At 48.6% G+C, this 22,604-nt stretch carries 18 protein-coding genes; 8 read left to right on the forward strand and 10 right to left on the reverse strand.

Annotated features, from left to right (window positions below; genetic code table 11):
• Positions 1-96: 96 nt before the first annotated feature.
• On the forward strand, positions 97-3,240 hold the full coding sequence (locus BFR57_RS00360) for a DUF3427 domain-containing protein (RefSeq protein WP_083404974.1): 3,144 nt from the start codon (positions 97-99) through the stop codon (positions 3,238-3,240).
• A gap of 45 nt (positions 3,241-3,285) precedes the next feature.
• Here the strand turns inward: BFR57_RS00360 and BFR57_RS00365 are convergent, their stop codons facing one another.
• Positions 3,286-4,149 (reverse strand): YicC/YloC family endoribonuclease, encoded by an 864-nt coding sequence (locus tag BFR57_RS00365; protein ID WP_071462114.1) that lies wholly within the window; start codon positions 4,147-4,149, stop codon positions 3,286-3,288.
• Positions 4,150-4,346: 197 nt separating this feature from the next.
• On the opposite strand from BFR57_RS00365, the gene BFR57_RS00370 reads away from it, so the two are divergent.
• On the forward strand, positions 4,347-5,246 hold the full coding sequence (locus BFR57_RS00370) for an alpha/beta hydrolase (RefSeq protein WP_083404975.1): 900 nt from the start codon (positions 4,347-4,349) through the stop codon (positions 5,244-5,246).
• Positions 5,239-6,318, forward strand: a complete 1,080-nt coding sequence (locus BFR57_RS00375; RefSeq protein ID WP_071462115.1) for a sigma-70 family RNA polymerase sigma factor — start codon at positions 5,239-5,241, stop codon at positions 6,316-6,318. Before BFR57_RS00370 ends, BFR57_RS00375 begins: the two co-directional genes overlap by 8 nt.
• A gap of 18 nt (positions 6,319-6,336) precedes the next feature.
• On the opposite strand, the gene smrA is transcribed toward BFR57_RS00375, so the two are convergent.
• Complete coding sequence (gene smrA, locus BFR57_RS00380) at positions 6,337-6,924, reverse strand: DNA endonuclease SmrA (protein ID WP_006954555.1); 588 nt, start codon at positions 6,922-6,924, stop codon at positions 6,337-6,339.
• 154 nt (positions 6,925-7,078) lie between these two features.
• Between smrA and rph the strand changes: the two genes are divergently transcribed.
• Together rph and pyrE are read left to right on the forward strand one after the other, a co-directional pair.
• Entirely contained in the window at positions 7,079-7,792 is a 714-nt protein-coding gene (gene rph / locus BFR57_RS00385) for a ribonuclease PH (protein WP_071462116.1), read from the forward strand.
• A 9-nt stretch (positions 7,793-7,801) separates the two neighbouring features.
• A complete protein-coding gene (gene pyrE / locus BFR57_RS00390) occupies positions 7,802-8,446 on the forward strand; it encodes an orotate phosphoribosyltransferase (RefSeq protein WP_071462117.1) in 645 nt (214 codons plus the stop codon).
• An 83-nt stretch (positions 8,447-8,529) separates the two neighbouring features.
• Here pyrE and BFR57_RS00395 read toward each other — a convergent pair whose 3' ends face one another.
• On the reverse strand, positions 8,530-10,227 hold the full coding sequence (locus BFR57_RS00395; protein ID WP_071462118.1) for a cyanophycinase: 1,698 nt from the start codon (positions 10,225-10,227) through the stop codon (positions 8,530-8,532).
• Positions 10,228-10,456: 229 nt separating this feature from the next.
• On the opposite strand from BFR57_RS00395, the gene BFR57_RS00400 reads away from it, so the two are divergent.
• A complete protein-coding gene (locus BFR57_RS00400; RefSeq protein ID WP_083404976.1) occupies positions 10,457-11,839 on the forward strand; it encodes a hypothetical protein in 1,383 nt (460 codons plus the stop codon).
• On the opposite strand, the gene trmL is transcribed toward BFR57_RS00400, so the two are convergent.
• Entirely contained in the window at positions 11,823-12,287 is a 465-nt protein-coding gene (gene trmL / locus BFR57_RS00405; protein WP_071462119.1) for a tRNA (uridine(34)/cytosine(34)/5-carboxymethylaminomethyluridine(34)-2'-O)-methyltransferase TrmL, read from the reverse strand. The two genes, BFR57_RS00400 and trmL, sit on opposite strands and share 17 nt — an antisense overlap.
• A 66-nt stretch (positions 12,288-12,353) precedes the next feature.
• On the opposite strand from trmL, the gene BFR57_RS00410 reads away from it, so the two are divergent.
• A complete protein-coding gene (locus tag BFR57_RS00410) occupies positions 12,354-13,280 on the forward strand; it encodes a cation diffusion facilitator family transporter (RefSeq protein WP_143441023.1) in 927 nt (308 codons plus the stop codon).
• On the opposite strand, the gene BFR57_RS00415 is transcribed toward BFR57_RS00410, so the two are convergent.
• The 6 genes from BFR57_RS00415 to glnA all read right to left on the reverse strand — a co-directional run bounded on the left by BFR57_RS00415 (position 13,258) and on the right by glnA (position 20,344).
• On the reverse strand, positions 13,258-14,244 hold the full coding sequence (locus tag BFR57_RS00415; RefSeq protein ID WP_071462121.1) for an alpha/beta fold hydrolase: 987 nt from the start codon (positions 14,242-14,244) through the stop codon (positions 13,258-13,260). The genes BFR57_RS00410 and BFR57_RS00415 overlap by 23 nt on opposite strands.
• A 31-nt stretch (positions 14,245-14,275) precedes the next feature.
• Positions 14,276-15,631, reverse strand: a complete 1,356-nt coding sequence (locus tag BFR57_RS00420) for a HAMP domain-containing sensor histidine kinase (protein ID WP_071462122.1) — start codon at positions 15,629-15,631, stop codon at positions 14,276-14,278.
• Positions 15,631-16,308 (reverse strand): response regulator transcription factor, encoded by a 678-nt coding sequence (locus BFR57_RS00425; RefSeq protein WP_071462123.1) that lies wholly within the window; start codon positions 16,306-16,308, stop codon positions 15,631-15,633. The genes BFR57_RS00420 and BFR57_RS00425 overlap by 1 nt, the downstream gene beginning before the upstream one ends.
• Positions 16,309-16,386: 78 nt before the next feature.
• A complete protein-coding gene (gene ntrC, locus BFR57_RS00430) occupies positions 16,387-17,781 on the reverse strand; it encodes a nitrogen regulation protein NR(I) (protein ID WP_071462124.1) in 1,395 nt (464 codons plus the stop codon).
• A complete protein-coding gene (gene glnL / locus BFR57_RS00435) occupies positions 17,778-18,842 on the reverse strand; it encodes a nitrogen regulation protein NR(II) (protein WP_071462125.1) in 1,065 nt (354 codons plus the stop codon). Before glnL ends, ntrC begins: the two co-directional genes overlap by 4 nt.
• A 92-nt stretch (positions 18,843-18,934) precedes the next feature.
• Positions 18,935-20,344 (reverse strand): glutamate--ammonia ligase, encoded by a 1,410-nt coding sequence (glnA, locus tag BFR57_RS00440; protein ID WP_071462126.1) that lies wholly within the window; start codon positions 20,342-20,344, stop codon positions 18,935-18,937.
• A 401-nt stretch (positions 20,345-20,745) separates the two neighbouring features.
• Here glnA and typA point away from each other — a divergent pair, with 401 nt between their 5' ends.
• Positions 20,746-22,584, forward strand: coding sequence for a translational GTPase TypA (gene typA / locus BFR57_RS00445; RefSeq protein WP_071462127.1), 1,839 nt, complete (start codon positions 20,746-20,748; stop codon positions 22,582-22,584).
• Positions 22,585-22,604: the final 20 nt, after the last annotated feature.

Consider the following 22,604-nt stretch of genomic DNA (forward strand, 5'->3'; position numbering starts at 1 on the left):
ACGTAAAAATGATGCGTTCATTCTAACCACCTTGCCCAAGCCCGACAAACCTGGCATCTTGAGATGCCTAAGTATTGGGCTCAAAGGACCATGGTAATGAAAAAGGGATTTTACGAGCTACTCAAAAGCGAACAGCTGCAGGAAGCTATTGATCAGTCGGGCTATACAGAAGTAAGTGAGGAGCTTGACCTCACCACCAGCAGTCGCCATTTAGCAGAAGTTCTAACTGAACAAATCGCCCAAGCGCTGTCTGAGCTCACTACCCAAACTCAAGAGAATGAGTCTGCTAATGATGCTAGGTTAAGACGGCAAATCGAAGTTCTTAATGAAGTGTTAGTCACTACTCGACAGCTCAGCCAAACTGAGACCAACACACCGACTTACTTAAATCCACCTTCAGTTTTGCGTGCTCTGCACTCTCCAGATCAGCCATTGAGTTTACCGCAAATAGGTATGTCGCAACCTTGGTTGTTTACATCAGGAAAAGACTCGCCAGGATTACTCAATGAGTTACAAGCGGAGCTTTCGCACTGCAATCACGTTGATATTTTGATGAGTTTTATCACCATGTCAGGTGTACGAAAAATCATTAATATCCTCAAGGAAATTACAGCAGTAGACGCCGAACAACGTTCGCAGACCAGCATAAGAATTATAACCACGACGTACATCGGCGCGACTGAACAGTCCGCAGTCGATATGTTAGCTCAACTACCCAATTGCCAGGTTAAAGTGTCTTTGGATGGACGTCGTACTCGTTTACACGCAAAAGCATGGATATTTGAGCGAGACACAGGGTTTGGTTCCGCTTACGTCGGTAGTGCAAACCTCTCTAAAGCGGCACTGATGGGGGGCTTAGAGTGGACGGTTAAGTTCACCGAACAGGGTCAGAAACAGTTATATCAACGCGCCCGTGCGCACTTCGAAACACTGTGGCAGGATGAAGAGTTTCAACTTTACGATCCTAATAATGAAACACACAAAGCTGAACTCAAAAAAGCACTGACGCGCGAGAGCGGCAAGCCAGAATACAATGCCGATATCATTACCACTTTCTTTGACATTCGGCCTAAACCATTCCAACAGATTATCCTCGATCAACTACAAAATGAGCGGGACCACGGACGTTACAAAAACTTGTTAGTCTCAGCGACCGGTACGGGTAAAACCGTTATGGCCGCTTTAGATTATCGGCGGATCTGCTCAAAAGAAGGCGGACAACCTCGATTATTGTTTGTTGCTCATCGAGAACAGATTTTACAGCAGTCTCTACAAGTATTTCGTCACGTTTTACGAGACTCTAATTTTGGTGAGTTACTCTCGGGAAACCACAAACCTGACTCTGACTCGCATCTGTTTGCCACGATACAAACACTGAATTCGCGCGATTACACAACACGACACGATGAAAACTATTGGAATATGGTCATTATCGATGAGTGTCATCATATTGAAGCGGCCTCATTCCAACGCATCACAGAAGCACTAACGCCTAAATACCTACTCGGTTTAACTGCAACGCCAGAGCGTGCGGACGGATTGAATATCATGCGTCATTTCGATCCCCGACCTGATGGTTCACCTGCTGTACAGTTGCGTTTATGGCATGCGCTAGAACAGCAACTGTTAGCGCCATTTGAATATTATGCATGCGACGACGGAGTTAACTATCGAGGTATAAATTGGCGCTCAGCTAATGAACGCTCACAGCTTGATAACCTATTATCTGAAAGTGATATAAGAGCACTTGCGGTCCTTCGAGCTTGGCAAGAGCACGTAAACAACATCACCGAGTGTCGAGCGTTGGCATTCTGTGTTTCAGTGCAGCATGCCCAGTTCATGACTCACTACTTCTGTGACAAGGGCGTTAAAGCCAAGCTACTCACTGGCGAAACCCCACAAAATCAACGCGAACAAATCAAAAGAGAGCTAGAGCAGCGAGACATTAATATCATTGTAACCGTTGACCTCTTTAATGAGGGGGTCGATTTACCCTATGTCGATACGCTCCTATTACTGCGACCAACACAAAGTGTGTCGCTATTCCAACAGCAAATTGGGCGAGGATTACGATTATTCGAGGGTAAAGAGAGTTGTCTCATCCTCGACTTTGTAGGGCAATACGATACTCATTTCCGGTTCGATATTTTATACAGTGCGATTACCGGATTAAGTAAAAAGGAAGTTCTCGACGGTGTGGAAAATGGATTTTCACGCTTACCGCCCGGTTGTTATTTGCAAATGAATCGGCAAGCGCGTCAGCAAATCCTGACCAATTTACGGCAAACAATCAATCTAAACTGGAATCGCCTACGGCAAGAGCTTGTCCAATATCAACTGCGCCACCCGCAAGACGAAATAAAACTCACTGATTTCGTTAATGATCAAGCGATTGAGTTAACTGACATTTATCGTAAAGGTAGTGGGCAAACTGCATCGGGCTGGACGCGGCTCAAGCGTGACGCAGAAATTATCTCACCCACATTTACTGCACAAGAAACGTCAATCAATCGACGCTTTAAAGATGTACTGCATCTCGACGACACAGACTATATCGACGTTATCAGAAAGCTTGGACAACACGCCAGTATTTTACCAACCTCGCCTCAGTATAAAAGAGCATTGATGTTTACCTATCAGGTAAAAGGCGGTCGCTCAATACAGTCTGTTGCTGAGCTGCAAACAGAACTCAATGAATGCCCTGAGCTTGCAAAAGAGCTCACTGAGCTCAGTGATGCCCTTGACGCTCGAACTAATCAAAGCTTTTATGAAGTACCGGGCATTAAGTGGACCGGCTTGAAGCTACACAGTAGCTACAAAATTAGAGAGATATTAACCGCATTTGAATATTACACTGAGGCCCGCTACAGCCCTTTCCAGGCTGGCGTGTGGCGCGACTTCGAACGGAAAATTGAAGCTTTGTTCGTAACCTTAGATAAATCAAATGCATTGCATGAAGGCGTCGAGTACAACGACTACGCAATAAGCCCCGAGCTATTTCATTGGCAATCTCAAAATACGACAGGCCCATCAACAGCAGCGGGACTCCGCTATATACAAGGAGCTGAAGAAGGCTGGCAGTTTCAACTGTTCGTGCGTTTGAACAAGGACTCCCCTTACAGACCTTGTGGACCTGTGGAATTTGTTAAACACGAAGGCGCTGCCCCAATGAGCATCACATGGCGCCTTGCACACCCTTTACCTGCTCATCTATTTCAGGAGTTTTCGGTGGTGAGGTGATGGTGTGGTTGGAGAGGTTGGGCGGAGTCGCGCCAAAGGCGCGACCTACTCGATGTTTTGGATCTGCTCACGCATCTGCTCGATCAACACTTTCAGTTCGACCGCGGCGGCGGTGATTTCGGCGTTGATGGATTTAGAGGCGAGGGTGTTCGCTTCGCGGTTGAACTCTTGCATCATAAAGTCGAGGCGTCGGCCGCAGGCGCCGCCCTTTTTCAGGATCTTACGGGCTTCGGCGACGTGAGCGTCGAGGCGGTCGAGTTCTTCGGCGACGTCGACTTTTTGCGCCAGCATGACCATTTCGGCTTCGAGGCGTTGTGGTTCGAGTTCGACTTTGGCTTCTTCAAAGCGGGTTAGTAAGCGCTCACGTTGCCATTTAACGACTTCTGGCATGCGTTCGCGTACAAAGGCGACGTGTTCGATGATGCCGTCTAAGCGTTGTTGAAGCATGGTGTTAATGGCTTCGCCTTCACTGGCTCGGTTTTCGATAAATTCGTTAAGCGCGGGTTTTACGGCGTCGAACAGTTCTTTTTGGAGCTCGTCGATATCTTGGTCGTCACTGCTGACGACGCCAGGCCATTTCAACACGTCGAGTGCGTTAATTTGTGCGTTGTGAACTTGGCGGTTGACCCATTTGGCTTGGTTGATCACGCTCTCGGCGAGTGCTTCGTTAATCACTAACTCGCTTTGCTTGCTCTCATCCATATGCAGGTGCAAGCGACATTCGACTTTGCCGCGCTGTAATTGCTTGCGGAATAGCTCTCGCAGGTTGTTCTCGAGGGCGCGCACGCTCTCGGGCAGTCGAAAGTAGGTTTCTAAATAGCGTTGGTTAACCGAGCGGATTTCCCACACGGCGCTACCCCATTCTGCTTTGTGCTCGTAACGAGCGTAACCGGTCATACTTTGAATCATGGCGTATCCTACTTTTTTGTCGGGAGGTCTTTCCTTCAACCTGCCGAAAACAATGTGTGCGTTAAGCGTATAAGCCAAATATTACCTGCGCAAAGAGGCAATATGAAGTAATAGTACAAAAAAGATGTCACACTTTTCTGTGCGAGTCTGACCTTATTGAGCAACCTTTATTAAAAGTGACTCAATAGGAACGTATTATGTCTTTGAAAAACCAATTTTTTATCTTGTTATTAGGCGTGTCGTTTGGTCTTTTCAGCCTACCCTCGCATTCACAAAACACCGTGCTACATGCGCAGGTTTCGGGTCAGGGTCAGCCGGTAGTGCTTATCCCGGGTTTAATGTCCGATGAGCGTGTTTGGCAGCAAACTGAAGCGGCGTTGGCGCAGCATTATGAGGTGCACACGCTGGCATTTGCTGGCTTTGGCGCGCATCCAAGCAACCCTCAATTACGCGAGGCATTTACTGAAAACGCAGGTACTGCGCTAGAACGTTATTTGCAGGAGCACACCGCTGGCGATGCGGTGGTCATTGGGCATAGTTTGGGCGCTTTTTTAGGCTATCAACTGGCAAGCCAGCAACCTCAGGCGTTGGAATGTCTTATCGCGGTTGATGGTGTGCCGTTTTTCTCGGCGCTGGTCAGTGGTAACTCGGCGTTAATCGCTCAAGCGGTTGAGCCGCAAGCACAGCAAATGCTGGCGGTGTATCAACAACTCACCCCCGAACAAATGGCGATGCAAGTGCAAATGGGGGCGTCACGGCAAACCTCATCTGAGGATAATCAAGCGCGCGTGGTCGCGATGGCAAAAACGTCGGATCCTGCCACGGTGGGTCGTGCGATGTATGAGCTGATGACCACAGATTTACGCGCTGAGGTCGCTGACCTCAACGTACCGACATTACAAATGGCGGCGACCGGTGGCTTCTCAACTGCCGAGCAAAAGCAAACGGCGCTTAATGCCTATCAACAGCAGATCGCTGGTGATAATGCCATCAACTTGCTAGAGTTTGCTGAGTCACGCCATTTTATTATGTGGGATCAACCCGAGGCCTTTTTGTCGGCCGTTAATCACTTCATCGAGGAGCGCTGCCATGACTAATCAAACTGCACAGTATGCGGCGCTTAACGCTTCGATTGAGCAAGCGCGCCAAGGGAATTCGCAGGCGTTCGCCGAGGTGGTCACACATACACAAAACTTAGTGGCGAGTATTGCCTTGGCCATTGTTAAAGATATCCGAGCCTCAGAAGAGGTGGCGCAAGAGGCTTATCTCATTGTTTGGCAAAAAATGAATACGCTGCGTAAGACGCGTAGCTTTTTGCCCTGGCTACGACAAATCACGCGGCACTGTGCTTATCAGTGGTTAAGCAAAGAGCATGTGCGTCGTACCGACTATAGGAATAATCTCGATGAGGAGCTGGGTGCGGTACTGAGCGATGAATCACCCGAGGCGTCGCTCAGTGAGCAACAGCAGCAGGCGATTATTTATCATGCGTTGGATAAGTTGCCAGAGCAAAGCCGCGATGTCGTACTGCTGTATTATCGCGAACAGCAGTCGGCTGAGCATGTTGCCGACTTGCTGGGGATCACCCCCGAGGCGGTGCGCCAGCGTTTGTCTCGCGCTCGTAAGCAGTTAGCTCAACAATTACTAAGCCGTGTGGGTAAAGCGGCGTTGCTTTCGGCACCGTCCATCAGTATTTCGACGTTACTGACAACAGGCGCGATGGTGGGTAGTGCACCTGCCGCTGCAGCGGGCTTTTCGCTGACCTCTGGTGTTGCCACAAGCGTGAAGTGGTTAGCGTTATTAGGTGCCATGGCGGTCACTATTCTCGGTGGTTTGGCGGGCTTATTTATCGGCTCTCACCGCGCGCAAAAAATGGCAGCCACCGATGCTATCCGCCAACAGTTGGTGCGAATGCGTAATCAGGCTGCAGTATTCATGATCGTTGTCGGTAGCTTGTTTATTCTAAGTTACGAGGTCGATCCCGGCTGGTTACTGCCGACACTCAGTTATCTAGTGCTATTGCTGGGTATTCTAACCTATCAACGCCGAGTGCAGCGTTTGGTATGCTCCGGTGGTCGGTCACTGAGCTGCTATTTGGGTTTAGCGCTTGGGCTTGGTGGCGGCCTAACGGGCTTCTTTGCGGGATTATTACTGAGTGGTCGTCTCTAACGACCACTCGTTTTACGGTTATTTTTTCGCGTGTTTTTCGCGGTTCTTTTGCTTTTGTTCGGCGTTCTTCTTCATCATGATATACACCGCGCCGCGTCCACCATGGTGGCGCTGTGCGCTATGAAACGCGAGTACGGGCGGCATTTCACGCAGCCACTTATTCACATAGCTTTTTATCAGTGCGGGATGCGGTTTACTGTGTTTACCTTGTCCGTGAATAATCAGTGCCGTGCGTATACCGGCGTTATGGCAGTCCTGAATAAAGTTAAATACTGCGGTACGCGCCTCGCGCAGCGTATGCTGGTGCAAATTGAGACTCGCTTCCATGGTGTAGCGACCTTGTTTAAGCCGTTTGTACACGCCTTCTTGCACACCATCGCGCCGAAATTCGATGCATTCCTCTGGCTCCACCAACTCAACATATTCGGTCGATAAAAAGTTGACGTTTTCTTGCTCTTCGGCTTCAGCCGCACGGCGCCGCTCCTTTTGTGCCAATGTCGGCTCAAAAGCAGTGCGAATGTCTGCAACTTCCTCACCCACCAAGGGTGTTACGTCGTTCATTTCTTGGCGGAACAATTCAAATTCTTCGTCTTTTGAACGCGACATACGGCCTCCCGTTCAGTGATTACCGCGTATTTTCAGCTTGCGTTAGTTTAATACGTTACAGAACGATTCGCGATCCATTCAACGGTCAAATTTGCTACACTAACGGCTAATTCTTTTTACTTATCCCCGTTTACTATCAAATAAAGGAGATGCCATGCGTCCAAGTGGTCGTACTGCCCAACAAATTCGCCCGGTCACCATCACGCGTAACTTCACCAAACATGCCGAGGGTTCAGTTCTGATTGAATTCGGCGATACTAAGGTGTTGTGTAATGCCACGGTTGAAGCCGGTGTGCCACGCTTTTTAAAAGGTCAGGGACAAGGTTGGGTGACCGCTGAATACAGCATGCTCCCACGCTCTACCCACACTCGCTCGCAGCGCGAAGCGGCGCGTGGCAAGCAAGGTGGCCGCACGATGGAAATCCAGCGGTTAATCGCGCGTTCTTTGCGTGCTTGCATCGACCTTAAGGCGCTCGGCGAAAACACCATCACGCTCGACTGCGACGTATTGCAGGCTGACGGTGGTACACGTACCGCCTCAATTACCGGTGCTTGCGTGGCGTTGGTTGATGCGTTGAACTACATGCGCGCTAACAAAATGGTTAAGGTCAATCCGTTAAAAGAAATGGTTGCGGCGATTTCTGTCGGTATTGTTGATGGCGATGCAGTGAGCGACTTAGAGTACATTGAAGATTCTCAAGCCGAGACTGACATGAACGTTGTAATGACTGAAGCGGGTAAGTTCATTGAAATCCAAGGCACCGCTGAGGGTGAGGCGTTTAGTTACGACGAGATGCAAAGTCTAGTCGACATTGCGCGTGTCAGCATTAAAGAATTGATCGATATCCAAAAAGCAGCATTGGCATAAGGGATCAGCATGAAAACCTATCAAAAAGAGTTTATCGAGTTTGCGATTGAGCGCGGTGTACTAAAATTTGGTGAGTTTACGCTGAAATCCGGTCGCACCAGCCCTTACTTTTTTAATGCCGGCTTGTTTAACAAGGGTTCTGACTTAGCGAAGTTAGGGCGCTTTTACGCAGCGGCGTTAAAAGACTCAGGCATCGACTTTGATGTGTTGTTTGGTCCAGCCTACAAGGGTATTCCTATCGCCAGCGCGACGGCCGTAGCCTTGTTTGATCATTTTCAGACCGATACCCCTTACTGCTTTAATCGTAAAGAGAAAAAGGACCACGGCGAAGGGGGTAACTTAGTCGGTTCACCCCTCGATGGTCGCGTGATGTTGGTCGATGATGTGATCACCGCGGGCACGGCAATTCGTGAATCCATGGATATTGTTGAGCAAAACGGTGCACAGCTCGCGGGTGTTTTGATTGCCTTAGATCGTCAAGAAAAAGGCAAAGGCGAGCTATCCGCGATTCAGGAAGTTGAACGTGACTTTAATGCGCAAGTGATTGCGATTGTCTCACTGAACGATGTGATTGAGTATCTTAAGGACGACGAGCAGTTTAAAGCGCACTTACCTGCGGTTGAAGCGTATCGCGCTCAATACGGTGTAGCATAACGCGCTACGCCACTAAAAAGCAGCGCATAAAAAAAGCTCGCCTCCGTGCCAACGGGGCGAGCTTTTTAGTAACTAGGTGCTACTTACAGTTTTTCTTCGGGCTGATAAGCAATACCGATTTTACCGTTAATCACTTGGCATTCACCACCGGCTTCAGCGGTACGGCTTGCGTCGTTGATACGCGCGATCAAGCGATAGTCTTTATTCAGAAGCGTTACTTCGTTGCGTTCTTCACCACACAACACGCGAATCGAATCAACTAAACCGCGGTCGGTTAAGAAATTGGTGGTTGGGTTCTCTTTTACAATACCTGACTGGTCCGAGAATTCCGCGGTTTGTAAGCCATACGGATTCATCATACCGGACGCGCCAGCGACTAAATAATGGAAGGTACTTGCGACCGCCGTAGGCACCGACTGTGCGTTTTCTACAAAGAATACGCCTCGCTCGCCGACAATATCAAATAGGCCTTTCTCAAGGTTCACTTTCATGGCGGTATTCTCATCAATCCCTAGCGAAAGCGGTGTACCACTATCGCCCGCGAGACGGATCAAGCGACCATAACGACCTTTATCAGAGAAGTCGCTATCCAAAATACCAAAGTGAAACAGCCCTAAACCGCCCAATGGGTGGAAAGTCAACGTGTCTGGGTTGGTATTGGTGGGACAGGTTGCATCCAAATCACAACCGAACGGCGGTGGCTCAGAAGCAAAGGCGCCGTCTTTTATCGCTGATTCGGTGGTGCCGTTAGAAATCATCGGTTTAGATGTCAGCGCAACAGCACCCGCGCCGTTACCACCTACCACTAGACGCTTCGATTGCACGAAGCTAACGATGTCGCGTAACAAATCAGACGGCTGGTTATCTTCATTAATAAAGGTTGAGCGGGTAAGGTTCGCATCACCATCATTGATAAAGATCGCATTGGCTTGGCGCACCATCTTTAAGGCTTCTTTGGGCGCTTTACAAAACTCAACTTGCTGCTGATAGCGGTCGCGATACACACGGTCTCGCGCATATGCACCGAGCACTTCCTCTTGCACGTCAGCCAATTCGTCACAACGGCCCTCTTGTTGCGCTTTAATTAGAGCCGCATCAACCGGGAACCAATGCGGCTCAGCTCCCAACTGACTGAACAAGTCCATGTAGTAATCGACTTCGTTGTACGGGTCGCGCGATGAAGAGGTAGTGAAGAAAATGGTCGGCTTTTTACTGTCATCAAAGCGTGTGGTCTTCGCCATGTCAATAAACTGGCGATAGATGTCGACCGCAGGCTTGTTCTGCGACTCATTTAAATTAATCTTTTCATCGAGCTCAGCAGGAACTGGCATCTCGAGTAAGTCGACCAGCTTGTTCCACTCAGCTTCAGATAGTGCGTTGTACGTTTTTAATGTGGCACGACGAGTAAATTCACGCATGAACACGCGCTCTGTGATGATTTCCTCGTTCATACGGTCATAAATAAGCTTTAACGCCTCATCGACCTTTTTCCGAGCCTCTTCGCGAAAGCCGGTCCAGTATTCATCTGAAACAGCCGTCTTGATTGATTTCTCCGACAAGTCGATATACCGATTGGTGCGCATTGTTTTGCTATCAATCCAATCGGTTTCGTTACAGGTATCGGACGCCATGCTCGTGCAGAGCGTTAAACCGCCGCCGGTGAGCATTAAGTGTCGGTAACCATCGTCTTTAATGGTTGGTTGTTCTTGTGCGGATACCGCACTGGTCATCAGTCCTGCAAGCACGATGCTGAGGCTTGATGCGATCCATCCTTTGTTCATGAGACACCCTTCTGATTACTGCAAAGTTGCGGGTTAATGAATCCTAGTATAACGGGTCAATGGATAAAAATCGCTCTCAGTTTTATCAACATCGACCCCATCTGCTCTGACCTCAATAAGAAGAATAAATTCAATCACCCTGCGAGTGTTGGATTTTTGTAAATACTGTGCATAATACCCTGCAATTGATATACTGCTGAGGTCAAATTGACCAAGGTTCTGTGTTCTGGTGATTAACTTATTTCGCGCTATCGTTTTTTCTACGCTTTTTTTTGTAAGTGGGCAGCCCTATGCGCAGCAATCATCAAGCGACCTATCGACTGACTTAAAGTTAGACGATGAGCAAACAACCCAAACGCTCGTCTTTCGAGCGCCGCAAGACGGTCCATTGCCAGAGCTCGTTCAGTCAATATTAGAAGAGGCCTATGCCGAGCTTAATGTCGAGTTGCGCTATGAACCATTACCGCGCCTGCGCGGTGAGCAACTCGCCTCGGAAGGTATCATCGCTGGCGAGTTAGGTCGCATTCCCGGGTTATCTGAGCAACTTACCAACCTCGTTCGGGTAGACTTCCCCATTTATGAGTTCTCGTTGCTGCTTGTTGCCGATCCTAAACAATGCGGTATCTGCACCCCCGACACACTGAGTAACCTAGCCTACCTCAGCGGCTTACGGTCAGCCGACCAAGTGGTTGAGTCCTATCAATTAGATATTCCCATTGTTAAGCCGGTAAAACTTGAGCAGGTGATTAAATTGATGGACGCGGGTCGCGTAGAAGCCACGTTAATGGCAGACTTTCAGTACCGCGGCTCGGCTTTACATGATCGTGATGACTTAATCGTCTATGAAATTCAGCGCTATCAGGGTTACCACTATCTACATAAAAAATATGCAGGTCTTATCCCCGATTTAGTGCAAGCTCTTGAGCTTATGCAAGCAACAGGACGCATTACCGCACTGCGCGAAACCTATCAGTCAAAAATTAGCCGTCCGATTTTACCGATCCGTATTCCCGATCCGCTTATCGGTGCCAGTTCACTCGTGCCTGGGCAAACCGAAGTTGATGGAGAGGGAGCGATATGGCAGCGATTCAAACAGTTAACCGCCGATTGGCCACAACAAATAGAGACGGATGCATCAAACTGGCCTCGTGCCAAGCAATTAGTCGACTCGGGTAAAGCTCAGGTTTTAGTGGGTATTCGTGAAGAGCAACTTGATCAACGCTTCATAAAAACAGAGCACGCACTTGCTCGCAGCGAACCCGTTTATTTATTCACTAAAACGCAAGCGGCTATCGATAAAACCTTCAAGCAACAGCAACAAGTCAGCTTGTGCGTTGCCGGGGGTCATTATCAGCAAACCTTATTACCCGCCAACGCCAGTATCTATAACGCGAATACATCGTTAGATTGCTTCGCACTATTGGACATGGGCCGCGTTGAAGGCGTTGTTGATTACGCCGCTAACCTGCCGGACTGGACAGAGACGCCTTACGAGCGATATGCCTTGAGTGACGAAGTACCGCTCTACTTAGCATTCAAAGACAACGCGCAAGGCCAGTTATTACGAAGCTTGTTGGATAATGAAATTAAAAACGCTACACCGCGCCCTTAAAGTCCAACTGACGCCAGGCCTCATACGTAAAAATCGCGACCGAATTTGATAAATTTAAGCTCCGGCTATCCGGCACCATTGGTAGACGTAACCAATTTTCTTGCGGAAATGTCTGCAAGACTTCCATCGGCAACCCGCGCGTTTCGGGACCAAACAGCAATACGTCATTTTCCTCGTACGCTACGTCGGTATACCGTGTTGAGCCTTTCGTGGTGCATGCAAAAATGCGGTTATAATCCACGTTTTCTAGAAAGTCCGACCAATTTTTATGGATTTTCACTTGGGTGAGGGCATGGTAGTCCAAGCCAGCACGGCGCACTTTCTTCTCATCTAAGTCGAAACCCAGTGGCTCAATAAGATGTAATTGCATGCCTGTATTCGCCGCTAAGCGAATAACATTACCCGTGTTCGGTGGTATTTCCGGTTCAAATAAGACCAAATGCAACATAGTGATTTTATCAGCTACTTAAAAAACGCTAGAATACCACTATCTTAATACGAGGTGTGCATCGAATTGAATTCTCCAACGAGTTACAAGCATCAATACGCCTTTTGGGTAAAGCTTGCCAGTGCCTCATCGGTCACTGCGGCCGCATTGCTGATTGCCATGAAGCTATACGCATGGTTTGATACCGAGTCTGCCAGTATGCTCGCCTCGTTAACCGACTCGTTGCTCGATAGTGGCGCCTCGATTTTTAGCTTTTTTGCTATTCGTTACTCACTTCAGCCTGCCGATGATGAGCACCGGTTCGGCCATGGTAAAGCCGAGTCCCTGGCCGCGTTAGCGCAAAGCGCTTTTGTCGCTGGTTCTGGGATGCTACTGATTTTCCACAGCGTGCAACAGTGGATGCAAGATACCGACTTACCCGATGTTCAAAGTGGTATTTGGGTCAGTATCGCGGCAATTGTCATCACCATGGTATTACTTGTGATTCAGCGGATGGCTATCCGCGCCACCGACTCGCAAGCGGTTAAAGCCGATCATCTTCATTATCAGTCTGATATCTTACTCAATGCCGCGGTTTTGGTTGCGCTGATACTGAGCCAGTTTGGTATGCACTGGGCGGATGGCGTATTCGCCATTTTAATTGCGTTGTATCTAATTTGGGGGGCGATTCGCATCGGCACTGAGGCATTTAACTCGTTGATGGATCGCGAACTACCCGAAGATTTGCAAAAGCAAGTAGTGGATACGGCGCTAGCCATTGATGGTGTTTTAGGGATCCACGGCCTGCGTACTCGTGAGGCAGGTTCAACACGCTTTATTCAATTACACATTGAACTCGACAATCATTTGTCTCTGCTCAAAGCCCACGCAATTTCTGATGAAGTCGAAAGTGCACTGATGAAGGCGTTCCCGAGCGCGGATATCATTGTTCACATGGACCCCGAAATTATCGCTTATGTTGAGGGTTCAATTACTGAGCGTCGCTCGACTTGAGTCTGGCATAGATCGAATCCATGATGGGCTGTCGATAATCGTCGCTCTCCATCATTAATTCGTGTTTCGCTCCTTTGATCGAGCAAAACTCAACGTTGGCGCCCGCATTGTTAGCAAAACGCTGTTGCGCTTTTTTACTCACCACCACATCGGCTCCCGCATTGAACAATGTCGCCGTTACTTTGAGTTGGCTCCCCATGCCCTGCAACTGTTTACAAGTCGTCAGTGCCTCATGTAACCAAGCAAACGTGGGTCCACCGAGTTTAACCCGGGGCTCGCTCTCATAGGCTTCGCGAAATACTTGATAACGATGCTCACTGTGGGTCAACACATTCTCAGCAAAAGGAATCGCAATATAGTCCTTCATACCTAAGAAGTACCACGGATTATCCGGTGCAATGGTCTCGTTTAACCAACGACCCGCGCCAGCAATCGCTCGTGCAATGGCTGTTGGAATGCCTGCTGTTCTGATACCGAACATCGGTGCCGTCAAAAACAGATGCTTAAATTTAAAATCCTGCTCGCAACACGCCCACGATAAAATCGCTCCGCCCATCGAGTGCCCAAGTGCATAGCGCGACGCTTTAGGAAAGCGCTCGTCGATGTCATTCATGAATACGCTAAAGTCATCAATAAAATCACGGAAGTTTGCGACATGGCCCTGATGGCTATTCTTTGTCATGCGCCCTGATAAACCTTGGCCACGATGGTCGATGACAGCACAAGAAATACCTTGCTGCGCGAGCTCCCAAATCACTTCTTGGTATTTTATCGCCGCCTCAATGCGACCCGTTGATATGACCAGTAGTGGCGCTGTATCGCTAACTTTATGGTAGGCATAAAAAAGACGCAGTCCATCCGCTGCGTCTAAATAAATCTGCTCAACTGACTCCGCCCAGAAAGGGGCGATATGTTGGTGATAAAATTCGAGCCATTGGGGCTCATTATCCGCCGGTCGGATCATCCGCTTTGATTCCCGTCGCTATGATTAAGCCCTAGTCTAACGGTAAATCCAAGATAACTTCTAGTCCTCCTTGCGGATGATTGCGTGCACGCAGATGACCGCCTAGAACCAACGCTGAGCGCTGACTTAACGCTAAACCTAAACCGACACCTGCCTGATGCTTACGCGACGGGTCGCCGCGATAGAATGGCTCAAATAGCTTCTCAATGGTTTCTTCATCAACGCCAGGCCCATGGTCACGCACATAAAGCTGCAACCACTTACCATGCTTTTCGCAGCCAAACTCGACCGCTTTGTCGGTATAGTGCAGGGCATTACGCATAATATTTTCTAACACTAACCGGATCAGCTCATCATCGCTCTCGAGTTCGCGCCAATCGCCCTCGCGAATAACGAGCCGATCTTTATACTCAGGATGACTGTACAAGGTGTCGTCGACAAGCCGCTGCACCAACTTGCGTAGATCAACAGTATGCGTATTTAAGCTGATTAAGCCGTTCTCAAGTTTCGAGAGCGATAAGATACGTTCAATGATTTGATTCAAGCGCTCACTATCCCGACGCAACTGTTGCCAGTGTGCATCCTCTTGATGCTCATCTTCGCTGAGATCAAGAGCGACTTGCATCCGTGCCATCGGCGAACGTAGTTCGTGTGACACATCACTTAACAAGCGCCGTTGTGCATCACGAGAAATAGCAAGATCGCGCGCTGTCTGAGCTAACGCACGCGCCAACTCACCCACTTCGTCTTTACGTCGAGGCAGCTGGCCTAAATCAGGTTCAGCACTACCTTGAGCGACCTCACGCGTAGCTCGGATCATGCGCTTTATCGGTCGAATCAGCCAGATACCTAGCAAAATCGCAATCGCCAAACTACCGCCAACCAACGTCCAACTGCGTGCCCGCATCAACTCTTGCTCTGCTTCTTCACGATCAGTCCACTCCGACGCTTTTAGTGGACGAGTGATTAGAAGCTTATTGCCTTTAAACTCGAAAGGACCTATCAACAAACGGTCCTCGAGTGGCATTTGCATCGGCTCATCGTAGTTTAAAAAGCGCAACATGGTTTGCCGGTAACGCTGCGATAGGAACTCATCCATCATCAACTTTTGCTGACCTTGCGCGAGTACTCGGGCTGCAACGCGATAATCACCCGTCAATAAACGTCCAGGCTGCAAGGAAAGATAGGTCAGCTCATTTTCGAGTAACGGTGCTAAGGTCCGCCGAATGGGTTCCGCGATAGGTTTAACTTCGGGTGTGACTTTATTCCAGACCGCAAGCAAGTAACCGCTACTGGCGGTTAAAAACAATAACGCCCAAAACAGCAGGAGCAACCGCAGCGTAAGCGATTGGTACCAGCGGATCGGGCGTTTACGGTGCGGCTTCATTATTCGTTGACGAGACGATATCCCCGACCACGAACGGTTTGAATGCGCTCAGGATTAGCCGGTAATTTTTTACGAATGTTGCTGATATGTACGTCGAGACTACGATCAAACGGCCCCATCTTGCGGCCCAGCGCAGCCACCGAGAGTTGGTCTTTACTCACCATTTGTCCCGCTTGCTGCATCAAACAACGCAGAATATCAAACTCTGTCGGTGTCATGACCAACGGCTCTTTATCGCAAGTAACTTCCGCTTTGCTCGGATCCAGTGTAAAGCCACTGACAGTTAACACTTCATTTTGCATCATAGTGTTTGCTGTACGCCGCAACAGAGCACGTACTCGTGCGACTAATTCGCGCGGATTAAATGGCTTAGGCAGATAGTCGTCTGCGCCAAGCTCGAGCCCCATTACACGGTCATCATCGTCTCCGCGTGCGGTTAACATCAGTACTGCGGTATCACGGTGTTGCTGACGTAGACGTTGTAATAACTGCATACCATCAATACCGGGCAGCATGACGTCTAACAAGATCAGCTCGAAGTCCCCGTTTAAAGCGGCATCCAGTCCTTTAACGCCATCATCAACTACGGTCAGCTCGACCGCCTCTCGTTTAAAGAGCTCGGTCAGCATCGCTGACATTTCATGGTCGTCATCAATGAGTAGAACAGAATGTGTCATGGTCAATTGAGTCCCGTTTAAAGTGTAAAGACCATCTTCTAAAATAGCACAGCGTAACGCGACTCTCTTTACAAAGATTTACTTGCTCAATAGCTTGAGCTTGCGCGTTAGCGTATTGCGCCCCCAGCCAAGCCAATGTGCGGCTTTTTGCTTGTGTCCGTCGCACTTCTCCAGTGCAATGCGCAAGGCGATGCGCTCAACATCCTGTATAATAGGTGTCATATTATCATGGTTATGGGTTTGTGTGCGCAACTCGTGTGCCAGTAGCTCACGCCAATTCCCTGTCGATTGACCGTTTTCCAACTGATCGCTCTGTTCTAACAGCTCATGAGGCAGTTCATCGGGGCTGACTTGTTGTGCAGGTGCCATCACGGTGAGCCAACGACACACGTTTTCGAGCTGCCTTACATTACCCGGCCACCCGTATGCTTCAAGTTGCTCCAACGCTGCGTCTGATAACTGTTTCTCGCTCACTTCGAGCTCAATAGCTGACTGCTTTAAAAAGTACCTTGCCAGCAAAGGTATATCCTGCTTGCGCTCACGCAAGGCAGGCAACCGCAACTGAATGACATTGAGTCGATGATATAAGTCCTCACGGAATTCGTTGTGTGCAACAGCCTCTTTTAAATCTCGGTGGGTAGCGGCGATGACCCGCACATTAACCTGTACGGGCTGATGCGCACCGACTGGATAAAACTGGCCCTCGGCTAACACACGCAATAAGCGTGTTTGCACCGAAAGTGGCATATCACCAATTTCATCCAAAAATAGCGTCCCGCCATCGGCTTGTAAAAACCGTCCATCACGCTTTTTATCAGCCCCGGTAAATGCGCCTCGCTCGTGACCGAACAGCTCGGATTCAACCAAGTCAGCTGGAATGGCTGCCATGTTCAATGCAATAAACGGCTTATCTGATCGTGGACTGTGTTTGTGCAAGGCACGCGCAACGCGCTCTTTACCCGTGCCCGTCTCACCCGTAATCAATACGCTCACGCTCGAAGCCGACAGTCGACCAATGGCACGAAACACATCTTGCATGGGAGCTGACTCGCCAATAATGTCATTATTCGCTTGCTGCGCACTGACACTCACCTCGGGTTTACTGCGGTGCGCCATCGCTTTCGCAACAACGTTGCGAGCTTCCTCGATATCAAAGGGCTTAGCCAAATACTCGAAGGCACCGCCTTTAAAAGCACTCACCGCTGTATCCAGGTCCGAATGCGCCGTCATGATGACGATAGGTAAGTCAGGATCTCGCTGTTTTATTTGTTTTAGCAAAGCCAAGCCATCGGTTCCCGGCATGCGAATATCACTGATGATGGTATCGGGAACTTCCGAATCTAGCGCTCGTGTTAGTTCATCGGCCCGCTCGAATACTTGCACTTGATAACCCGAGCGTTCAAACGCTTTATGAAGTACCCAACGAATAGAGGGGTCATCGTCTAGAATCCATAGATGTTGTGCTTGGCTCATAGATTCGCCTCCTCAGTGATTTGTCGTTGATACGGGAGGTATATCCTGAACACCGTGTTTCCCGGCTCGGAGTCGACCTCGATTTTGCCTTGGTGTTGATGGACTAAACTATGCGCCATGGATAATCCCAGGCCCGTGCCTTCGGCTCGACCGCTCACCATCGGGAAAAACAAGCTCGCCTTAATTGCATCATCGATCCCCGGACCATCATCGATAATACTGATCACTGCACATTGACGATATCGACGCCCCAATAACGTGAGTTGATGCTCAATGCGCGTTTTAAAGGTAATTTGACCTTCGCCGCTCAATGCTTGGGCCGCATTTTGGGCGATATTTAAAAAAACTTGTTCGCAGGATTCAGCCATTGCCCACAGTTCGGGCAACGAAGGGTCATAGTCACGTTTTATGCTAAGACCTTCGCCATATTCGTAACGCAAGGTTTTGGCGACGCGTTCGAGTAGCTCATGCAGGTTGGTTTCTCGTTTTTGCTCGGCTTGTACCGGGCCCATCATGCGATCAATCAAGGTACGTAACCTATCGGCTTGCGTCACGATAAGGTCAGTGTACTCTTTTAACTCTTCATCTGGCAGTTCGAGTGCCAGCAGTTGCGCAGCGCCCCGCAGACCACCTAATGGATTTTTAATCTCATGCGCCATTCCACGTAATAATGACTGAGTAGCAAATAACTGCTGTTGTTGCTGTGTTTCGCGCGAAATCTGGCGTTGTAAGTCGACTTGTTTGAGCTCGATAAGCCAGTGCTTAATTCCACTTTCATGCAGTGACTGAATACTGACTTCAGTAGTGACCCGTTGCCCCGAGTGAAGAAAGAAACTGGCTTCGGAGTTCACCACGGTTTGATCTTCGGACAAACAATTCTGCAGTGTATTTAATGGTAAATCGCTCTCGTAGTAAGCCTCAGCAAAAGGCTCACCAATAAGACGCTTGGCGCTATGGTCAAAAATCGATTCAGCTGCAGCGTTGACGTAACGCACGATCCATTGATCGTCGACAATGACCACACCGGTCAGTAGCTGATTCAATATGGACGCAAGGTTCACTCAAATACACTCCACAATAGTCTGCACTAATTTGGTGCATATACGCGGCTTAAAAAGGGAGGCTGTGCCTCCCTTCGTGCAACCGTCTTAATTTAAACGCTGTAGTACATATCGAATTCAACAGGGTGTGTTGTTTTCTTCAATGTTTCTACTTCGTTGTACTTAAGGTCGATGTACGCGTCGATCATGTCGTCATCCATCACACCGCCTTGCTTGAGGAAGTCACGGTCTTTATCCAATGCATCGAGTGCCATTTCGAGTGAATGACATACTGTTGGAATATCTTTCGCTTCTTCCGGTGGTAGGTTGTACAAGTCTTTGTCCATCGCATCGCCTGGGTGGATCTTGTTACGGATGCCGTCCAAGCCCGCCATTAATAGTGCAGTAAAGCACAAGTATGGGTTAGCGCTTGGATCAGGGAAGCGCACTTCGATACGACGCGCTTTAGCACTCGATACCAATGGAATACGAATCGATGCAGAACGATTACGCGCTGAGTAAGCCAGCATCACCGGTGCCTCAAACCCAGGTACCAAACGTTTGTACGAGTTAGTCGATGGGTTAGTAAACGCATTGATAGCGCGTGCGTGCTTGATGATACCGCCAATGTAATATAACGCGGTTTCGCTCAAGCCTGCGTACTGGTCGCCGGCAAACAGGTTTTGACCATCTTTCGCCAGTGACATATGAACGTGCATACCCGAGCCGTTATCACCGACCAATGGCTTAGGCATAAAGGTCGCGGTCATGCCATATGAGTGCGCTACGTTGTGCACAACATATTTGTAGATTTGAATTTCGTCGGCTTTCTTAGTCAGACTGTTGAACTGAGTTGCCACTTCGTTCTGACCCGCTGTCGCCACTTCGTGGTGGTGCGCTTCAACAACCAAGCCCATGTCTTCCATCACCAAACTCATGGTGCCACGAATATCATGCGCAGAGTCAACCGGAGGCACTGGGAAGTAACCGCCTTTTACGCCCGGACGGTGCGCCAAGTTACCTTCTGAGTATTCACGACCCGAGTTCCACTTTGCTTCTTCGGCATCGATCTTGTAGAACGAACCGCTCATGTCGGTGTGGAAACGCACATCATTGAATAAGAAGAACTCCGGTTCAGGACCGAAGAATGCGCTGTCAGCCACGCCTGATGCTTGCAGGAACTCTTCTGCGCGTTTCGCGATAGAACGAGGATCGCGGCTGTAGCCTTGCATGGTATCAGGTTCTAAAATGTCACACCGTACGTTCAGTGTCATTTCGTCGGTGAACGGATCGAGTACCAACGACTCTGCGTCTGGCATCAATACCATGTCTGACTCGTTAATACCTTTCCAGCCAGCGATTGAAGAACCGTCGAACATTTTACCTTCTTCGAAGAAATCGTCGTCGATTTGCGACACCGGGATTGTGACGTGCTGTTCTTTACCTTTGGTGTCGGTAAAGCGTAAGTCGACGAATTTGACGTCATGCTCTTTAATGGCGTCGAAAATCTTACTTGCTGACATGTTTTCCTCCAGCGGAATCTTGAATATCAAAAGTCAAAATAAACATATATCAATAACTGATTAAATCCAGTTTTTACAGCTATTGTTGTGTACCTCTTAGGATACATATTGGATTGCAATCCACGTGCCAAATATATAACTCATTGTTTTTAAAGTTTTTTAATAAATTAGAGTCTCGTTTGAACGTTGAAAGCAACTCAAAATTGCACCAATTTGGATCATTGTAGACTATTTTGGTGCAAATAAGCATTAATTCCTATTGATTCATGTCATTCTGATGAAAAATTCAACAGCCCCTTTTTATATCGTTAGCAAACAGGTAGAATACGCCGCTATTTTCATCAACCCCTTGTCGGTTTAGACAACGTTGTTCACTTTCCGACATCAATAGGCTGTTCTTAATGACAACTCAGGCATTTGATATTAATAAACTTCGCAACATTGCGATTATTGCGCACGTTGACCATGGTAAAACGACTTTGGTTGACAAGCTGCTTCAACAATCTGGCACGTTAGAAAGCCGTGGTGAGCTTGAAGAGCGCATCATGGACTCAAACGATCTAGAAAAAGAGCGCGGTATTACCATCCTCGCTAAAAACACAGCGATCAACTGGCAAGACTACCGCATCAACATTCTAGATACCCCTGGCCACGCCGATTTCGGTGGTGAGGTTGAGCGTGTCATGTCAATGGCTGACTCAGTTTTGCTACTCGTTGACGCTGTTGATGGTCCAATGCCGCAAACACGCTTTGTAACGCAAAAAGCGTTTGCTCACGGACTTAATCCAATCGTCGTTATTAATAAAATTGACCGTCCAGGCGCGCGTCCTGACTGGGTCATGGATCAAGTATTTGATTTGTTCGACAACCTTGGTGCAACCGATGAGCAGTTAGACTTCCCTGTTATTTATGCATCAGCATTAAATGGTTGGGCAAGTTTGGATGCAGAACAATCAGGTGGCGATATGACGCCATTGTTTGAGACTATCGTTGACCAAGTCAGTCATCCTGATGCGGATCCTGAAGGCGATCTGCAAATGCAGATTTCTCAGTTGGACTACTCGAGCTATTTAGGTGTCATCGGTATCGGCCGTGTCACTCAGGGTAGCGTTAAAGTGAACCAACAAGTGACTATCGTGGGTGCCGACGGCACAACCCGTAATGGTAAAATCGGTCAAGTGTTTAATTACCTTGGCTTGGATCGCATCGATGCACAAGCTGCGCACGCTGGCGATATCTGTGCAATTACAGGTTTAGGTGAATTAAAAATCTCTGACACAGTGTGCGCTGTGGGTAAACCAAACCCGCTTAAGCCACTGACGGTTGACGAGCCAACGGTAACAATGACCTTCCAGGTCAACACCTCTCCGTTCGCAGGTAAAGAAGGTAAATTCGTTACTTCTCGCCAGATCCTTGAACGTTTGCAGCAAGAGTTGGTTCACAACGTTGCGCTGCGTGTTGAAGAGACTGATAACCCGGATAAATTCCGTGTATCGGGTCGTGGTGAATTACACTTGGGTGTTTTAATCGAGAACATGCGTCGTGAAGGCTTCGAGCTCGCAGTATCGCGTCCAGAAGTTATCATCAAGCATGAAGATGGTCAGAAGATGGAACCGTACGAAACACTGACGGTTGATATCGAAGATCAACACCAAGGTGCTGTCATGGAAAAACTTGGCTTACGTAAAGCCGAGATGACTGACATGAACCCAGATGGTAAAGGCCGTGTACGTATCGACTTTGAAGTACCTAGCCGTGGCTTGATTGGTTTCCAAACCGAGTTCATGACCCTGACTTCAGGTACCGGTTTGATGTACCACACTTTTGATCATTACGGTCCGCATAAAGGCGGTACTATCGGTCAACGTGTGAACGGCGTGTTGATTTCAAATGCACAGGGTAAAGCATTAACTTATGCGCTATTTAACTTACAAGAGCGCGGCAAGTTGTTTGCATCACACGGTGACGAAGTGTACGAAGGCCAAATCATCGGTATTCATAACCGTTCAAACGATCTAACTGTTAACTGTTTGAAAGGTAAGCAGCTGACTAACGTACGTGCTTCGGGTACTGATGATGCACAAACCTTGAGCCCACCGATCCGTTATACACTTGAGCAAGCGCTTGAGTTCATTAACGATGACGAGTTGGTCGAGGTAACGCCGGTATCTATCCGTATTCGTAAACGCGCGCTCACAGAGAACGAGCGTAAGCGTGCGAGTCGCGAACCGAAAAGCTAAGTGTCTATAAATGAGACACA

Origin of the sequence: Idiomarina sp. MD25a, assembly GCF_001870515.1 — a bacterium.
In the GTDB taxonomy this organism is placed as follows: domain Bacteria; phylum Pseudomonadota; class Gammaproteobacteria; order Enterobacterales; family Alteromonadaceae; genus Idiomarina.

Coding starts and splice junctions, on each gene's coding strand:
- BFR57_RS00360 (WP_083404974.1), top strand. CDS start 97: ATGAAAAAGGGATTTTACGAGCTACTCAAAAGCGAACAGCTGCAGGAA.
- BFR57_RS00365 (WP_071462114.1), bottom strand. CDS start 4,149: ATGATTCAAAGTATGACCGGTTACGCTCGTTACGAGCACAAAGCAGAA.
- BFR57_RS00370 (WP_083404975.1), top strand. CDS start 4,347: ATGTCTTTGAAAAACCAATTTTTTATCTTGTTATTAGGCGTGTCGTTT.
- BFR57_RS00375 (WP_071462115.1), top strand. CDS start 5,239: ATGACTAATCAAACTGCACAGTATGCGGCGCTTAACGCTTCGATTGAG.
- smrA (WP_006954555.1), bottom strand. CDS start 6,924: ATGTCGCGTTCAAAAGACGAAGAATTTGAATTGTTCCGCCAAGAAATG.
- rph (WP_071462116.1), top strand. CDS start 7,079: ATGCGTCCAAGTGGTCGTACTGCCCAACAAATTCGCCCGGTCACCATC.
- pyrE (WP_071462117.1), top strand. CDS start 7,802: ATGAAAACCTATCAAAAAGAGTTTATCGAGTTTGCGATTGAGCGCGGT.
- BFR57_RS00395 (WP_071462118.1), bottom strand. CDS start 10,227: ATGAACAAAGGATGGATCGCATCAAGCCTCAGCATCGTGCTTGCAGGA.
- trmL (WP_071462119.1), bottom strand. CDS start 12,287: ATGTTGCATTTGGTCTTATTTGAACCGGAAATACCACCGAACACGGGT.
- BFR57_RS00415 (WP_071462121.1), bottom strand. CDS start 14,244: ATGATCCGACCGGCGGATAATGAGCCCCAATGGCTCGAATTTTATCAC.
- BFR57_RS00420 (WP_071462122.1), bottom strand. CDS start 15,631: ATGAAGCCGCACCGTAAACGCCCGATCCGCTGGTACCAATCGCTTACG.
- BFR57_RS00425 (WP_071462123.1), bottom strand. CDS start 16,308: ATGACACATTCTGTTCTACTCATTGATGACGACCATGAAATGTCAGCG.
- ntrC (WP_071462124.1), bottom strand. CDS start 17,781: ATGAGCCAAGCACAACATCTATGGATTCTAGACGATGACCCCTCTATT.
- glnA (WP_071462126.1), bottom strand. CDS start 20,344: ATGTCAGCAAGTAAGATTTTCGACGCCATTAAAGAGCATGACGTCAAA.
- typA (WP_071462127.1), top strand. CDS start 20,746: ATGACAACTCAGGCATTTGATATTAATAAACTTCGCAACATTGCGATT.